Origin of the sequence: Pseudomonas sp. SWRI68 (genome assembly GCF_014269165.1) — a bacterium.
Taxonomy (GTDB): domain Bacteria; phylum Pseudomonadota; class Gammaproteobacteria; order Pseudomonadales; family Pseudomonadaceae; genus Aquipseudomonas; species Aquipseudomonas capeferrum.
The window spans coordinates 1-16,422 of the sequence record NZ_JABWRU010000038.1; the positions used below are offsets into that span (position 1 = coordinate 1).

Below are 16,422 nucleotides of genomic sequence, written 5' to 3' on the forward strand. Positions count from 1 at the left end.
CCCTTCCACCCCCCACCCAACGCCAGAAACACCCCAATCTGCCCCATCGCCACCTGGCTATTCGCCGCCGCCAACTGCGCCCGCATATCGGTATACGTCCGCGTCGCCTGCAAATCCGCCAGGAACGACTCACGCCCGGCCTGGTAATACCGATGCGTCTGGTCCGCCGCTTCCTTGGCCGACTGCTCCGCCTCGGCCAAAGCATCACGCCGGTCCAGCAAGGCGCTGTACTGCGCCAATCGGGTCTGGGTCTCGCGAATGGCGTTCAGCACCACACCATCAAAATGCGCCAGCGCCGCCTGGGTCGAGGCTTCGGCCATGCGGATCCGGGCACGGGTGCCATTGGTCGGGATGCTCCAATTGATCTGCGGGCCAAAGCCCCAGCGGTTGGTGGCCGGCTCGCCAAGGTTCTCGAGAATACCAATGGTGCCGACCTGGGCGCCGATGCTGATATCCGGGTACAGCGCGCCAGTGGCCACGCCGATGTTGGCGGTAGCCGCCGCCAGTTGGCGTTCGGCCTGGCGCACATCGGGGCGGCGCTTGAGCAACGCGGCGCCGTCGCCCACCGGGACCAACTGAGCCAGGTGCGGCAGCTCGGCGCAGTCGGCGGTGCCGGCAGGCAATTGCTCAACTGGTTTTGCCAGCAGTGCAGCCAGGGTATACAGGCCGGTCTCGCGCTCGGCCTTGAAGCGCGGCAACTCGGCGCGCAACGATTTGAACTGGGTCTGCGAGCGGGTGACCTGGGTTTCATCGCCACGGCCGGCATCGCGCAGGCGTTGGTTCAGCTTCACGCCTTGCTCCTGCAAGTCCAGCGACTCGCGGGCAATGTGGTATTCCTCGTTGGCCGAGCACACTTGGGTGTAAGCCTTGACCACATCGGCCACCAGGGTGATGCGCGCGGTGTCTGCGGCAGCTTGCACCGCGTCGGCGTTGGCCTTGGCCGCTTCGGTGCCGCGCTTGAACGTGCCCCACAGGTCAAACTGGTAGGAGGCGCTGATGATGGCCTCACCGATATTGGCCACGGGCACCTTCTCAGGCAGCAGGAAGGCCTCGCCGGACTCCTGCAAACGCTGCGCGCCGGCCTTGATGCCACCGCTGAAGCCGCCCTGCGATTCGGCCACTTCAACCTGCGCACGGGCCTTGGCAATGTTGGCTGCGGCCACGCGCAGCTCGGTATTGGCGCTCAATGCCTGGCGTACCAGTTCGTTGAGGCGCTGATCCTGGTACAGCTGCCACCAGTCTTCAGGTACCGGCGCCGACACCACACTGTCGGCATCCTGGCGCAGCGGGCCGTTGAGGTCGCTGCGCTGCACGGCAGCGTCTTTCGGCACTTCATAGTCCGGGCCAACCAGGGCACAGGCACCGAGGGACAAGGCCATGCCCACCAGCATCAGGCGTTTCATGGGCGCTTGTCCTCGATGATCGATACCGTGGCGGTGCGCCCGGCGATCATGCGGAAGTCTTCCGGCACTTCATCGAAGGCGATACGCACCGGAATCCGCTGGGCCAGGCGCACCCAGCTGAACGCCGGGTTGACGTTGGGTAGCAGGTTGGCGCCGCTGCTGCGGTCGCGGTCTTCGATGCCGGCGGCGAAGCTTTGTACGTGGCCGCGCAGGCGGGTGTTGTCGCCCATCACGCGGATGTCCACGGCATCGCCGATATGGATGCCACCGAGCTTGGTTTCTTCGAAGTAGCCATCGACGTGGTACGAGGCGCTGTCGACCACCGACAGTACCGGGCGGCCGGCGGTGACGAACTCATGGTTACGCGGGGCGCGGTCGTTGAGGTAGCCGTCCACGGGGCTGCGCACCACCGAGCGGTCGAGGTTGAGCTGGGCAGTATCGACCGCCACCTGCGCCTCGTTGACCGCCGAGCGGGCGCGGGCCTCGCGGGACTGGCTCTCTTCCAGCTGCTCGGCCGCCACCAGGTTGCCCAGTTTGCGGTTACGGCGCGTTTCACGGGCGGCCTGGGCCAGGGTTTCCTCGCGCTCGGCCAGGGTTGCCTGTGCCTGGCGCAGGGCCAGGCTGAAGCGGTCCTGGTCGATGGTGAACAGCACGTCGCCGCGCTTGACCACCTGGTTGTCACGCACCTCGACCTTCTGGATCAGCCCGGACACATCCGGGGCGATCTGGATCACGTCGGCGCGGATATGGCCGTCGCGGGTCCAGGGGGCGAACAGGTAGTACACCACCATCTGCCAGACGAGCACGGCGGCGAAACTCACGACCAGCAAGGTCAGGACCACACGGCCCAGGGTCAGCAAAGGTTTTTTCATGGCAGCATCAGGTTTCGGCAAAAGTGGTCGACCGCGCCCAGCATCACGGCGTAGAGGGCAACGTTGAACAAGGCCCGGTGCCAGACCAGGCGGTAAAAGTGCAGGCGCACCAGCACAGCGTGCACGCCCAGGAACAACAGGTAGGTGAACAACATCATCACCAACAGCGTGGGCAGAAACACCCCGCTGATATCCAGATCACCGATCACAGTGGGGCTCCATCGATGCCGGGGGGCAGTTGCGGTTGTTCGGTGGGTTCGAGCATCACTTCGACACCGGGCAGCAAGGCCAGGCGCAGGCCACTCAAGGCGTGCAGCAGGTGCACACGGGCATCGCCGCGGTCGTTGTGATCGTCCAGCGCCAGCCCTTGCCGCGCACGCTCCATGTTGCGCAACAGCGCCGCCGGGGCGTGCAGGCGCTGGTTGGCGCGCAGGCAGGCGGCGTAGTGGGCGCCGACTTCTTCGATGACCAAAGCCAGGCGCTCGCGGGCCTGCGGGTTGGCGCGTGGCAGGTAGGCCAGCAGGTCGAGCAGGTTCAGGCCCACGCGCAGGTCACGCAGCGCCACACCGCTGTCCTGGCCGGTCTGCGACAAGCGTGGCAGGTGCTGCATCAGGCGGTCGAGCATCTGTACGCCCACTTGGCGGTGTTCGGCCAATGTCGCGGGCTGGGTCATTTCGACGATATCGCGCCAGGCGAAGCGGGTCATGCGCTTGGCCGCCAGTTCCACACCGAATGGGCGCAGCAGCAAGGTCCAGATGAAGGCGAACAGCAGCCCCACCGGGCCTGCCAGGTTGGCGTTGATGAAGGTCAGGAAGTCCGCATCATAGACGCCCTGGATGCTGATGAAGGTGGCGGTGTTGACGATGGTCAGCAAAGTACCGAGGTAGAAACGCGGCTGCACGGTCAGCGTGCCGACGCAAATGAACGGCACCGCAAAGGCCAGCACCAGCATCGGGAAGTCGTGCAGGTTGGGCAGCACCAGGAACAGGTAGACGCTGGAGAAGATCACCGACATCAGCGTCCAGAAGAAGAACCGGTAGATCTGCGGCGCCGGGTCGTCCATCGCGGCAAAGAAGCTGCACGCCACGGCGGCGAGGATGACCGCACTGCCACCGTCGTTCCAGCCGAGCAGAATCCACAGGCCACTGGCGACAATGATCGCGGTAACCGTGGAAAACACCGAGTAGAGCATCAGGCCACGGTCAAAGAACGGCGTCAGCCGGCCCAGGCGCCAGTGGCGGTAGGCGGCGCGCCAGGGCGTGGCGTCGTCCTTGCGCAAGGCGTGCTGGAGGGTGCAGCAGTCTTGCCAGAGGTCGACCCATTCGGTCAGGCGATACAGGGCGTTGGACAGCAGCAGGCCGGCGCGCTGGTCCAGGGCGGTGGCGCTGGGTTGCAGGCGGGTGATCTGCTCGTGCAATGCGGCCCAGGGGGCCAGGGAGGCATCGTCAGCGGTGCCTTTGAGCCATTCGCGGGCCTCGGCCAGCAGCGGTTGCAGCTGGGCGAACTGGGCCGGCGCACGGCCTTCGAGGGCGACCAGGGCGTCGTCCAGGGCGTCGATCACCGGCAGCAGGTGGATCATGCGCCCACGCAGTTCACTGGCGTTTTTCAGGGTGTGGGGGCCGGCACCTTCGTGGCCGAGCTGGCCGATCATCATTTCCAGGGTATTGAACGTGGCCACCATCGAGACGCGCATGCTGCCGACCTTGTCGGCGGCAACGTCGCGGGCCAGGTAGGTGTCGCTGTAGCGGATCGCCTCGGCGAACCAGTTGCCGGTCGAGCCGACCACCACCGGGGCCAGGCGCCGCGGCCAGAAGATTGCGCCGACCACCGCCGCGCAGACGATGCCCAGGCAGATTTCCTGGGCCCGCGACGAGGCCACATCGAACACCGCCGTAGGGTTGTCGACCACCGCCAGGGCAATCATCGGCAGGGTGTAGCCGGCCAGCATCAGCACGTAATTGTTGGCTGTGCGCAGGTTCAGCGAAAGGAACAGCAAGGTGCCGGTCCACAAGGCGATGGCCACGCTCAGCAACAGCGGCGACTGCACCAGCGGTGGCACCAGCAATACCGCCCCGCCGGCACCGAGCAATGTGCCAAGGGCGCGGTACAGGGCCTTGGAGCTGGTGGGGCCGACGAACGGGCTGGAGACGATATAGACGGTCGCCATCGCCCAGTAAGGGCGTGGCAGCTGCATGAGCAGGGCAATGTACAGGGCGATCATCGACGCGCCGAAGGTGCGCACGCCGTAGAACCAATCGCGGGCTGGGGGCACCGAGCTGAAGAATCCGTTCATGCTGCCCCGCCTGGTGTGCCGAGGCCGACGGCTTCGAAGGCGCGCAGTACGCGCAAGGCGGCCTCCAGGTCGGCCTGGTCGATGCCCTGCAGCACATCACGGCGCAGGCGCACCAGCTCGGCTTCGATGGACTCGGCCAGGGCGCGGCCTTCGGCGGTCAGGCTCAGGGCCTTGGCGCGGCGGTCCAGAGGGTCCTCGCTGCGGCACACCAGCCCGGCTTTGCACAGTTGGTCGAGCAAGCGCACCAACGACGGGCTTTCGAGGCCGGCGGCCTGGGCCACCGCCACCTGATGCACGCCGTCGCCCAGGCGCACGATCATCAGCAACGGCGCGGCGCAGGCTTCGGAGATGCCGTAGCTGGTGAGGGCCGCATGGCAGATGCGCCGCCAATGGCGTGCGGCAACCACCATGCCGCTGCTGACTTGCAGGCGCAGGAGATCAAGGGTCATGAAAGGAACCGAGGATATTCATAGTTTGCTAACTATCAATATACGCCTGGCCCTCCCCCTGTCGTCAACAGCGGGCGACGGATAGCGTGGATGAATTGTTGTTCATGTAATGCCCTTTCGCGGCGCAAAGCCGCCCCCACAAGGGGCTGCGCTTTGCCGCGAATACGAGGCAACGGTCAGGGCTGCACCTGGTCTTCCAGCTTCATCGTCAGCGCCAGCGTGCTGCCCATCTGCACTGCCCGGTCGCGCCATTCCAGGTACCGTGTGCCGTCGCGGCTGCTGAAATGCACCGCCAGCTCCTCGGCCGCCTGCATCACCCCCGCCGCAGCCGCCAGTTCCAGCCAATACAGCGCGCCTTTGATATCGGCTTCGACGTGCAGGCCATGCATCAGCCGATAACCGACTTCAAACCGGCATCGCGCTTCGCCCCGCTGGGCGCCGCGCTGAAACCACTGGTAGGCCTCTACCAGGTCGACCTGCCAGTCCAGGTCGCCATCGCACACTTCCTCTTCATACAAGTCACCGAGCGCAGCGGCAGCATGCAAAATGCCGCGGTCGAATGCCTGCCGATAACACTCGGCCGCCTGCACGTACGACGCCTCGATGCCTTTGCCGAAATAGTGCTGCTGGCCCAGGTTGAACCAGGCCGCAGCGTTGCCCTGCAAGGCCGCCATGCGCAGCAGGTGGCCGGCCAGCACCGTGTCGGCACGCCAGTACTTGCCATTGAGCCAGATCCAGCCGAGGTCATTGAGTGCCGCTACGCTGCCTTGCAACGCCTGGCGGCGCAGGTCGGCATACACCACCTGCAAATCGCTGGCCTCATCCAGGCGGCTGACCAACAGCGACCGCTGGCTGGGCAACCCGACCCCGGCAAACAACCGATGACGCCTCCCCGCAGGGGCTGGTGGGGCGATGACCCGCTCTGGCAGAAGACGGGCGAGCAGCGAATGGATATTGCTGGCAGCAGACATGTTCATCCTCATTGAACGACACACAACCCCAACCTCAGCTGTGATGAGGCGTGATTCTGCGTGACGTCACGACAAAACCTGTCGCGAACGATTCGGCACGAGGCAACCAAATGCGACTTCCTTGATCTGAGCAGGCTGTGGCCAATTGCCATGCCCCGCTCGTGCCGCCATCCTATTGCGGCAAGCCTAGACAAGGACGTTATCTTTTGCCGTTCGCCACCACTCGCGCCACCCTCAGCCGTCAGTGGGCGCTGCTGCGCCAGCTGCCCAGCCGCTCCCCAGGCATCACCAGCGCCGAGCTGGTCTGGCGCCTGCGTGATGTGGGCTTCAATGTCAGCAAACGCACGGTTGAGCGCGACCTCAACGAGTTGTCGCTGATTTTTCCGCTGGAACGCAATGACAAGAGCATACCGTTCGGCTGGCACTGGTCGTCGACTGCCGTGGGCGAGCTGCGCGGCAATTTCGACCTGTTGACCTACCTGCGCGGTGACGCGCTGCAGCCGGCCCAGGGCGAGGGGGTGGAGCTGGTGGCGCGGATCAGTGACACATTGGCGCGGCAGCTGCGCGAGACGCCACTAAGCACCGACATGCAGCTGACGGCGCAGGAGCATGGGCATCGGGTGCGTGCCACGGTGAGCGATGGCTGGCCGTTGCGCTGGTGGCTGCTGAGCCAGGGGGATGGGGTAGTGGTGGAGCAACCGGAAGGGCTACGCGAAGAGATTGGCAAGATGCTGAGCAATGCGGCTGCCCAGTACCAGAACCCATAACCTGTACCGGTCTCTGCGTGGCGGTTCGGCACCCCGATAACCCCGCCCCCACAGCAGCCGGTGCAGGCTTGCCTGCTAGCGCTGCATGCCCCAACGCCGCACCGTCAGCCGCTCCAGGGTATTGAACACCAACCCTTCGACCAGCAAACCGATCAGGATCACCACGGCCAGCCCGGCGAACACCTTGTCGGTGTACAGCTCGTTGCGGTTCTGGAAGATGTACCAACCCAGGCCGCCCTTGCCACTGCTGGCGCCAAACACCAGCTCGGCGGCAATCAGGGTACGCCAGGCAAACGCCCAGCCGATCTTCAACCCCGACAGGATCGACGGCAAGGCCGCCGGTACCAGGATATGCAACACCAGGCGCAGGCCCTTCAGGCCATAGTTGCGGCCGGCCATGCGCAGGGTTTCGGACACCCCGAGAAAGCCCGCGTAGGTGTTCAGCGCCAGCGCCCACAGCACCGAGTGCACCAGCACGAAGATCAGGCTGTTGTCGCCCAGGCCGAACCACAGCAGCGCCAGCGGCAGCAAGGCGATTGCTGGCAGGGGGTTGAACATGGAGGTCAAGGTGCCCAGCAGGTCACGACCGAGCTGGGTCGACACCGCCAGGCTGGTCAATCCAAAGGCCAGCACGATGCCCAGCACGTAGCCCTTGAGCAAGATCACCAGCGACACGCCGACCTTGGCCGGCAGTTCACCGCTGATCAGGCCATCCCATAGCGCAGCGGACGTTTGCAGAAAGCTCGGCAGCAGCAGGTCGTTGCCTTGATAGCGGGCTGCGGCCTCCCAAAGCGCGGCGATCACAACCAGGATGACCGCCTTGCGCAGCCAGCCGTGCTGCCACAAACGCTGGGCCAATGGCAGTTGGCGTTCCAGAGGCACACTGCGCAGCGGCTCCAGCTGCACCTCGTATTCCTGACGTACAGGGGTAGTGGTCATGGCTGAAGCTCCTGTCAGTAGGCGATACGGATATCGTTGAAGCCGAGTTCGTCGGCTTGCTCGGGCGTTTGGGCCTCATCGAACAGCAGCCGATGAATGCGGCGGGCACTGGCCTGGAAATCCGCTGCGCCCAGGCTGCCAAGATCGTACTGATGGCTGTGCACCTCGGCCCGCACCCGCCCCGGGTGCGGCGACAGCAGCAAGATGCGGTTGCCGACCACCAGCGCCTCTTCGATGGAGTGGGTGACGAACAGCAAGGTGAAACGCACCTCTTCCCACAGCAGCAGCAGCTCTTCCTGCATCTTGCGCCGGGTCAGCGCGTCGAGCGCGGCGAACGGTTCGTCCATCAGCAGAATCTTCGGCTGGGTGGCCAAGGCCCGGGCAATCGCCACGCGCGCCTTCATGCCGCCAGACAGGGTGTGGGGATAGGCATCGGCAAACGCCGCCAGGCCAACCTTGTCCAGGTAATGCAGGGCCCGTTCCTCGGCCTCGGCGCGCTTGAGCTGGCCAGAGACCAGCAGCGGGAACATGACGTTCTGCTTTACCGTCTTCCAGGGCGGTAGCTGGTCGAACTCCTGAAACACCACGATACGGTCCGGCCCTGGGCCTTTGACGGGCTGACCCTGCAGCAGAATCTGCCCTTCCTGGGGGTTGATGAACCCGCCCACGGCCTTGAGCAAGGTGGACTTGCCGCAGCCCGAAGGCCCCAGCAAGACGAAACGGTCGGCACGGTCAACTTCGAAGCTGACCTGGTGGGTGGCCCGCACCACGCGCTGCGCGGTTCGGTATTCGAGGCTGAGGTTATCCACCTTGAGCAAGGGTGGCGTGGCGACACGGCTCAGGTTGCTGGCCGCGTGGCCTGGCAATGGGGCGGTCATGATCGATCAGCTCCCCTGCAGCGGGCGTTCATCCTGGAAGAAGTAATCCTTCCACGACTCAGGCTTGTGCTTGATGGCGCCGACCCGATAAAGGAAGTCTGCCAGCTTGTAGGTGTTCTTCGGCGTGACGGTGAACTCGTACTGCGGGTTGTCGATCAGCTTGATCAGCACGTCGCGGTCGGTCTTGGCCTTGGTCACGCGGATGTAGGTATCGGCAGCAGCAGCCTTGTCCTTCTGTGCAAAGTCCGCAGCCTCGGCCAGGGCGTCGACGAAGGCCTTGTAGGTCTTGGGGTTTTCGTTGCGGAATTTTTCGGTGGCGAACAGCAGGGTCGGCGAGTTGGGGCCGAGCAGGTCGTAGCTGTTGAGCACGACGTGCACGTCCTTGTTGGCCAACGCCTGGTCCTGGAACGGCGGGTTGGAGAAGTGCCCGTTAAGCTCGGTGCCACCGGCGATCAATGCGGCCGTGGCATCGGGGTGCGGTACGGCCAGGGTGTACTTGTCGAGGCGGTTGTAGTCCTTGTCGCCCCACTGCTGGGCTGCGGCGTATTGAAGGAAGCGCGACTGCACGGAGACGCCTACCGCCGGCACGGCGATGCGGTCTTTCTCGGAGATGTCGGCGATGGTCTTCACGTTGGGGTTGCTGCTGACCAGGTAATACGGGAAGTTGCCAAGCGAGGCGACGGCCTTGACGTTCTGCCGGCCCTTGGTACGGTCCCAGACGGTCAGCAGTGGGCCAACGCCGGCGCCGGCGATGTCCACCGAGCCGGACAGCAGCGCATCGTTGATGGCTGCACCGCCAGAAAGCTGGGCCCAATCGACTTTGATGTCGATGCCCTGCTCCTTGCCGTGCTTCTCGATCAAGTGCTGGTCACGCACCACGTTCAGCAGCAGGTAGACGATGCCGAACTGTTCGGCGATGCGGATCTCGCCTTCGGCCTGGGCCACGGCAGGGGCCGCCAGGCTGCCGACGACCAGGCTCGCGCCCAGGCCGATGCTTGCCGCCAGGCGGCTGATGGATTTGCGCATGATGTGTTTCCTCAGTCGTCAGAACGGGGCATCGCCCTGGATGGTGGTGCGGTACAGCTTGCGCCGCAGGTGCGCGGGGCAGCCGGTGGCGAGGTGGATCAGCGAGCGGTTGTCCCAGAACACCAGGTCGTGGGGCTGCCACTGATGGCGGTAGATGTTCTGTTCGAGCACGCTCAGGGCATACAGCTGTTGCAGCACGTCGTGGCTTTCATCCGCTGGCAGGCCGACGATGCGGGTGGTGAAGCCTTCACTGACGAACAGCGCCTTGCGGCCGTTTTCCGGGTGGGTACGTACCACCGGGTGGATGACTTCCTGCACCTGGGCCAACTGCTCGGCGCTCAGGGTCGGGCGCCAGTTGCCCTCGAACTTGGTTTCGGAATAACGCGCCGTGTAGGAATGAGCGGCCGCGCGGCCCTCGATCACGGTGCGCAGGGCTTCGGGTACGGCGTCCCAGGCCTTGTGCATGTCGGCGAACAGGGTATCGCCGCCCTCGCTGGGCAGTTCCTGGGCATGCAGCATGGAACCGAGGCTGGGGAGCGTCTTGTACGACAGGTCCGAATGCCAGAACTTGCCAGCATCACCCAGGCCAATGTTGTGGCCATCTTCGATGATGTTGGAAACGATCAGGATCTCGGGGTGCCCGGCCAGCAGAAACTGTTTGAGCACATGGATCTGCAGCTCGCCGAAGCGGCGGCTGAAGCTGATTTGCTGTTCAGGGGTGATGCGCTGGTCGCGGAACACCAGTACATGGTGATCGAGGTGGGCACGATGAATGCGGGTGAAGTCCTCGGCGTTGACGGGCTTGCCAAGGTCAAGGCCAATGATCTCGGCCCCGACGGCACCGGAGAACGGGCGGATTTCAAAGTGTTGCGGCTGGGCGCTGTCGATGGACGACAAGGCGTTCGAGGCGTTCGAGGCGGCGGACATGGTTCACTCCCACGCAGTGCGCGACGTCAAAGTACGCGCAACGATCAGAAACGCACGGGGATTTCCCGTGTGGGTTCAAGTCGTGCGGCGCATCGATTGGTCGACGGGTACGCAGTGGGAGTGACTATAAAGTCATAAGAAGGATATTTTAAATACCTTTATTGAATAACCATATCACCGAGGATCGGGGCTGATCCAGTATCAGATCAACCCGCCCTGCTCTTCTTCATCGATCAGGTTGTTCAAGCTGCCGAGCGCCTTGCGCGCCTTGGAACGATTGAGCAACTTGGCCTGTGCCCCGGCAGGCAGGTCGGTGATGCTGAAGACGCCCTTGGCGGTCAGCACATCGATCAAGTCCTCGAGCACGCGGATCATGTCCAGGTCGCTTTGCTTGAGCTGCTTGAGGCTGTTTTCCACTTCGTCATCGCCGAACCATTCCTGGATTTCGGCATTGTCGGCGGGGAGTATCTCGCTGAACCCTTCGTATGAAGCGGCTTCTACCCGCAGCAACTGGCCGGTGGCGTCGCGTTGCACGTAGAACATGGCGGTGTCCCTCGTCACGTTGATTCCTTGTTGGTAGACAGCAGCATAGGCAAAGATTTCCGGGCGCGCGGGCCCGGCGCAGGAGTATGCGCTGTCACGGGAAGTCAGGAAAGAGCCGGCGCCCACCCGGGCGGTCATACAGACCGCCCGGGTGGGCTGGGCATCAGCTGTCCTTGTTGTCGATACGGATGGTCGGGTCGCCACCGCTGATCAACGAGTTGATCGAGGTATTGGACCAGTTCACCCCTTCCAGCTTGATCGTCACATCGGCGTTGGCCAGGCCACCGGCGGCGTTGAGCTTGCCTTCACTGCTGACCTGCAGCGTCGAGGAGCCGTCCACCGTGGTGATCTTCAGGTAGTTGTCGATGGTGCTGCCCTTCTCGAACTGAAGCAGATCCTTCAGGTCGATACGGTCGCCTTCGGCCACCTTGAAGTCCTTGATCACGTCATTGCCGAGGTCGCCCGACTTCCACACGAAGGTGTCGGCACCGCCACCGCCGATGAGGATATCGTCGCCCTGACCACCGATCAGGATGTCCTTGCCAGTACCGCCCAGGAGGATGTCGTTACCTCTGCCACCATCGAGGGTGTCATCGCCACCTTGGCCGAAGAGGATATCGTTGCCATTACCGCCCGACAGGAAGTCCTTGCCGTCGTTGGCGCCGGAGATATCGAATTCGGTGTAGTGCTCGGTGATGTACTGGTGAACGTTATTGGTGGTGATGGCACTGGCTTCGACACCGCTCTTCTGCGCCACGTACTCCTGCAGGGCCTGGTAGCCCTCGCTGACGACACCGTTGAGGGTGATCAGGTCACCGAAGATGATGTCGTTGCCGTTGCCGCCATCGACGTTGTCGGCGCCTGGCAGGGTCGCCTCGGAGTGCCCAAGGATCGCGCTGGCCAGTTTGGACGGGTCGATGTTGGCCTGTGGCTTGCCGGCGCTGTCATAGGCCGTCAGGTCGGACAGGCTGACATCGTTGTTCAAGCCGATGGCCTGCACCTTGCTCACGCCGTTGGTGCCGCCCAGCAAGGCGAAGCTGGCAGAGGTGTTGGACGCCGAGTCCCTGTAGTTCCAGTATTCGGCATACCCCGTACCACCCAGGCTGGAGAACTCGTAGGTACCATCACCCTGCGCGTGGATCGTGCCGATGTTGGTGGTGTAGTCGAGCCTGCCATTGGTCTTGTAGGTGGCAACCGTGACATAGCCATCTTTGCTGATATTGACCTTGTGGGTGCTGTCGGCCCACTCACTGAAGGTTTCGCCTACCTTGTAGTTGTTGACGTTGACCACGTCATCCAGGTACTTGCCGCCGGTCCACAGGCGGTAGTTGGTGGTTTCATTGGTCTGGTAATAGGTCGGCTTACCGTCGGTGATGAAGTAGGTCAGGTTGTCCGCGTCGGTATTACCGGTCGCCATGGTGCTCTTGAAGAAGTTGGTCGTGGTCTTGAACACGTCTTCGTAGTTGGTACCGCCACCATCACGCGAGCCCCCTACCATCGAGTTCAGTACCGCTTGCAGCTTGTTCAATGCTTCTGGGTCTGCAAGGTTGACCGCCACGTTCTTGTTGACCTGGGTGTCGAAGTCGGCCAGGAAGATGTTCACCGTACCGGAGGTATCGGTGCCCAGGCTGGCTTTGAGGGTTTTGAACACCGATGCCAACTGCGCCCTGGCCGCGGCGACCGAGTCATCGCTCATACTGCCCGAGCTGTCGACCATGAAGGCAATGTTGTAGTTCTTGCCCGCCACCACGTTCAGGCCAGCGACGTCGGCGACGATGATGTCGTTGCCTTCGCTGCCATTGAGGGTGTCATCACCTGAGGTGCCCACCGTGGCCTTGTAGTCGGCGCCGTAGACAGTCACCGGGATCTTGCCGGTGATGCTGTCCGAGCCGCCGAGGCTTTCGGTGGCGGTCGACGTGACGGTGATGTCGAACGAGCCCTTGTAGTAGGCCGGCGGGGTCAGTGTCAGGCCGCTGAGTTTCCAGCCTGTCACGTCCACCGGCGTGCCGCCGACAGTGACGGTGTGGCCCGCACCATCACTCAACAGCGTCCCTTTCGGAATGCCGCTGAGGGTCACGCTCAAGGTCTCGGAGCCATCGGTATCGGTCAGGTTGGTGGTGATGCCGACCAGTTTGACCGAGCCGCCTTCCGGCCCTTCATTGAGCTTGTAACCGTCGTAGTAGCTTTGGCCATTGACGGTGTGCAGATCGGACACGCCCAGGCCAGCGTTGGCCATCTCGGTCACGTTCTGGTACATCGGGATGTTGCTGCTGCTCAGGTCGGTGACAGCACCCGAGCCCACCTGGATGTTCAGGTCATAGCTACCCGGGCCAGACTGGTTGGCGTGGTACACCTCGATCGGGTAGTAGCCACTGGAGGTTGCGGTGAAGGTGCCGGAAACCTGGCCACCTGCGCCCCAGGTTGCGGTAACCACGGTCTTGCCACCAACGGTGACCACCATGCTGTCATCGGCGATGCCGCTGAACGTGTAGGTTTTGCCGGCCTCCAGGAAGATCAGCCCCGAGGTTTTCGAACCGGTGCCAGCAGTGACGCTGCCATCGGACTGCACGTTGGTGGTGGTGGCGCTGGAGCTGGCTTTGCCGGAGTTGGCGAAGACCGTCTTCAGCGCATCGCCAGTGATGCCGTTGCCGTCGGTGCCCAAGCCTTTCAGGGTGGTCCAGACTTCCTTGGTCAGGCCTTTGGACTCGACATCGCTGCTGCCGAAGCTCAGGGTCGGTTTGTCGGCCACCGGGCTGATGTCGACCTTCATGGTCACTTCGCTGCCCAGGTTGGTGCCGTCGTTTGGCTTGTACTTGAACTGCGCGTAGTCAGCCTGTTTGTTACCGACGCCCGAGCCGCCGTAACCATCTGTGCCCGACTGGTTCAGCGTCGGGACGAACTTGAGGTACTTGCTGCCGATATCGGCCTGGCTGACCACCTGGCCTACGGTCACATCGACCCACGCGGTGCCGTTGAAGAACTTCAGGCTACCGTCGACCGGCAGCGAGGTGATGGTCACGAACAAGCCGGTGTTGCCATCGGCATCGGTGACCTTGAAGTCGTTCCAGGCGAACAGGTAGTCGGTGTCTTCCACGCCATTGACCGCACCGCCAGTGGAGACCGGCAGGTGGTCGTTGTCGAGGATGTTGGTGGTAACGTTCGCCTTGCTGCCATCGACCTGCAAGTTCTCGAAATTGCCACCGGTAGCGGTTTCGATCTTGACGGTGAAGTTTTCGGTACCCTCAACCAGCTTGTCGTCGAGGGTCTTGATATCGAACGTGGCGCTGCTGCTGTTGGCCGGGATCTTCACGGTGGTGACTGCGGTGTAATCCTGGCCGTTGGCGGTGCCGCTGTAGGTCAGGGTAACGGTGACTTCTGCCTTGGACGGGTTGCTCAGGGTCAGCGTGTAGCGGCCGGTTTCGCCTTCGGTCAACGAGGTGCTGCCGGTGATGCCGATGGTGGTCACATCGCCCTGGTTGCCAGTGCCTGGTGTACCAACACCTGGCTCGTCGTTGACCACGGTGGTGGCCGTGGTCTTGTCCAGCGTCAGCGCCTCGAACTTGCTGGCACCGGCGCCGCCTACCGACTGCAGAGACAGGCCGACAGAGGTCTGGCCGATGTAGGCGTCGTCTGGTGCAGCCACAGTGACGTAGCCCGTGGCACTGTTGGCCGGCACGTTGACGATGGTTTTGCCGTCGCTCAGGGTGAAGGTCAGCGCGCCGTGGTTGTTGATCGGCAGGCCGTCCTTGCTGGTCAGGGTCACGGTGTAGGTGATCACGCCGCCTTCGGTAACCGAAGGGGTAGCCGTCAGCTTGGCGATGACTTCGTTCTGAGTGTCCTTGATGTCCACCGAGGCCGAAGGCTTGCTCACGACCAGGTTCTCGAACTGACGGCCATCCGGCACGCTGGTGCCGGTGATGCTGACGGTCAGCGAACCGGCATCGACGTACACGTCTTCGCCTTGTGCGTCGTGGGTGAAGATGGCCGAGGTTTCGCCCTTCTTGATCACCACCGACTTGCCTTCGGTCAGCTGTACGGTCAGGTCCTGATCCAAGGCCTGTTTGATGCTGACGGTAAAGGTCGGCTTCTCGTTCTCGAAGACCGAGGCCTGGTTGGCAACAATGCTCAGTTCGACCTTGTCGCCCTGGTTACCGGTGCCCGGGGTGCCCGAGCCTGGTTCGTCGGTGACAGCGGTGCTGACTGGGGTCTTGTCCAGGACCAGGTTTTCGAACTTGCCGACGTCGGCGCCGTCGACGCTGGCGATCGATTTGATTACTGGGTCATTGGTACCGGTGTAAACGTTGTCCGGCGCGGTAACGGTGACGAAACCGCTGGTGCTGTTGGCCGGGACGGTGATGACGGTGGTGCCGTCGCTCAGCGTGAAGGTCAGCGCCGAATGTTTATCGATCGGCAGACCGTCTTTGTTGGTCAAGGTGACGGTGTAAGTGATCGCACCACCTTCGGTGACCGAAGGTGTTGCAGTCAGCTTGGCCACTACGTCGTCAGTGGTGTCAGTCACTTTGACCGACGCCGCATCGCCCAGCTGCAGATTTTCGAAGGCACGGCCGTCGATGTCTGCTGCCGACTTGATACCCAGGCTGATTTCACCGGCATCTTTGTAGACGTCGTCGCCCTGTGCAGCGTGGCTGTACGGTGCGCTGGTTTCGCCCGCCTTGATGGTGACGGTGGCGTTGTTGCTCAGGGTCACGACCAGGTCGTGCGCCAGCGCGGTGTTGATGTGGACGGTGAAGGTCGGCTTCACGTTCTCTGCGACCGAGACCTGATCGGCGGTGATGGTGACCTTGACCAGGTCGCCTTCGTTGCCCGGAGTACCTGGCTCGTCGGTGACAGCGGTGCTGACCGGGGTCTTGTCCAGGACCAGGTTTTCGAACTTGCCAACATCGGCGCCATCAACCGAAGCGATCGACTTGATTACTGGGTCGTTGGTGCCGGTGTAGACGTTGTCCGGCGCGGTCACGGTGACGAAACCGCTTGTGTTGTTGGCCGGGACGGTGATGACGGTGGTGCCATCGCTCAGGGTGAAGGTCAGCGCCGAATGTTTATCGATCGGCAGACCGTCTTTGTTGGTCAGCGTGATGGTGTAGGTGATCGCACCGCCCTCGGTGACCGAAGGAGTAGCGGTCAGTTTGGCCACTACGTCGTCAGTGGTGTCAGTCACTTTGACCGACGCCGCGTCGCCCAACTGCAGGTTTTCGAAGGCGCGGCCATCGATGTCTGCTGCCGACTTGATACCCAGGCTGATTTCACCGGCGTCCTTATAGACGTCGTCGCCTTGCGCAGCATGGCTGTACGGCGCACTGGTTTCGCCGGCCTTAATGGTCACAACTTCGTTG

General features: G+C 63.1%; 12 protein-coding genes and 1 pseudogene. 1 reads left to right on the forward strand and 12 read right to left on the reverse strand.

Translation table 11 applies throughout. The annotated features are described in order from the left end of the window. The 6 genes from HU770_RS26430 to HU770_RS26455 form a co-directional block, all read right to left on the reverse strand. Positions 1–1,403 (reverse strand): efflux transporter outer membrane subunit (locus tag HU770_RS26430; protein ID WP_186666508.1); only part of this gene is annotated, 1,403 nt, incomplete at its 3' end. Beyond that, complete coding sequence (locus HU770_RS26435) at positions 1,400–2,275, reverse strand: HlyD family secretion protein (RefSeq protein WP_033703315.1); 876 nt, start codon at positions 2,273–2,275, stop codon at positions 1,400–1,402. The genes HU770_RS26430 and HU770_RS26435, both read right to left, overlap by 4 nt. Then, entirely contained in the window at positions 2,272–2,484 is a 213-nt protein-coding gene (locus HU770_RS26440; protein WP_033703316.1) for a DUF1656 domain-containing protein, read from the reverse strand. The genes HU770_RS26435 and HU770_RS26440 overlap by 4 nt, the downstream gene beginning before the upstream one ends. Next, the gene (locus HU770_RS26445) at positions 2,481–4,568 is read right to left on the reverse strand and encodes an FUSC family protein (protein ID WP_186660546.1); all 2,088 of its coding nucleotides are present in this window, start codon (positions 4,566–4,568) and stop codon (positions 2,481–2,483) included. The genes HU770_RS26440 and HU770_RS26445 overlap by 4 nt, the downstream gene beginning before the upstream one ends. Beyond that, positions 4,565–5,017: a MarR family transcriptional regulator gene (locus HU770_RS26450; RefSeq protein ID WP_186666510.1), complete on the reverse strand. Its 453-nt coding sequence runs from the start codon at positions 5,015–5,017 to the stop codon at positions 4,565–4,567. The genes HU770_RS26445 and HU770_RS26450 overlap by 4 nt, the downstream gene beginning before the upstream one ends. Before the next feature lie 176 nt (positions 5,018–5,193). Then, the gene (locus tag HU770_RS26455; RefSeq protein WP_033703320.1) at positions 5,194–5,988 is read right to left on the reverse strand and encodes a tetratricopeptide repeat protein; all 795 of its coding nucleotides are present in this window, start codon (positions 5,986–5,988) and stop codon (positions 5,194–5,196) included. Between the two features lie 206 nt (positions 5,989–6,194). On the opposite strand from HU770_RS26455, the gene HU770_RS26460 reads away from it, so the two are divergent. Further along, positions 6,195–6,755, forward strand: coding sequence for a WYL domain-containing protein (locus tag HU770_RS26460; RefSeq protein WP_033703321.1), 561 nt, complete (start codon positions 6,195–6,197; stop codon positions 6,753–6,755). Between the two features lie 75 nt (positions 6,756–6,830). Here the strand turns inward: HU770_RS26460 and HU770_RS26465 are convergent, their stop codons facing one another. The 6 genes and pseudogenes from HU770_RS26465 to HU770_RS26490 form a co-directional block, all read right to left on the reverse strand. After that, on the reverse strand, positions 6,831–7,694 hold the full coding sequence (locus HU770_RS26465) for an ABC transporter permease (protein ID WP_033703323.1): 864 nt from the start codon (positions 7,692–7,694) through the stop codon (positions 6,831–6,833). Between the two features lie 14 nt (positions 7,695–7,708). Then, complete coding sequence (locus tag HU770_RS26470) at positions 7,709–8,572, reverse strand: ABC transporter ATP-binding protein (RefSeq protein ID WP_186666512.1); 864 nt, start codon at positions 8,570–8,572, stop codon at positions 7,709–7,711. Positions 8,573–8,578: 6 nt separating this feature from the next. Further along, a complete protein-coding gene (locus HU770_RS26475; protein WP_186666514.1) occupies positions 8,579–9,598 on the reverse strand; it encodes an ABC transporter substrate-binding protein in 1,020 nt (339 codons plus the stop codon). Positions 9,599–9,616: 18 nt separating this feature from the next. After that, on the reverse strand, positions 9,617–10,525 hold the full coding sequence (locus HU770_RS26480) for a TauD/TfdA family dioxygenase (RefSeq protein WP_186666516.1): 909 nt from the start codon (positions 10,523–10,525) through the stop codon (positions 9,617–9,619). Positions 10,526–10,726: 201 nt separating this feature from the next. Then, on the reverse strand, positions 10,727–11,068 hold the full coding sequence (locus HU770_RS26485) for a hypothetical protein (protein WP_033703347.1): 342 nt from the start codon (positions 11,066–11,068) through the stop codon (positions 10,727–10,729). A gap of 163 nt (positions 11,069–11,231) precedes the next feature. Then, positions 11,232–16,412: pseudogene (locus HU770_RS26490) on the reverse strand (immunoglobulin-like domain-containing protein); the annotation flags it as partial. Positions 16,413–16,422 lie beyond the last annotated feature (10 nt).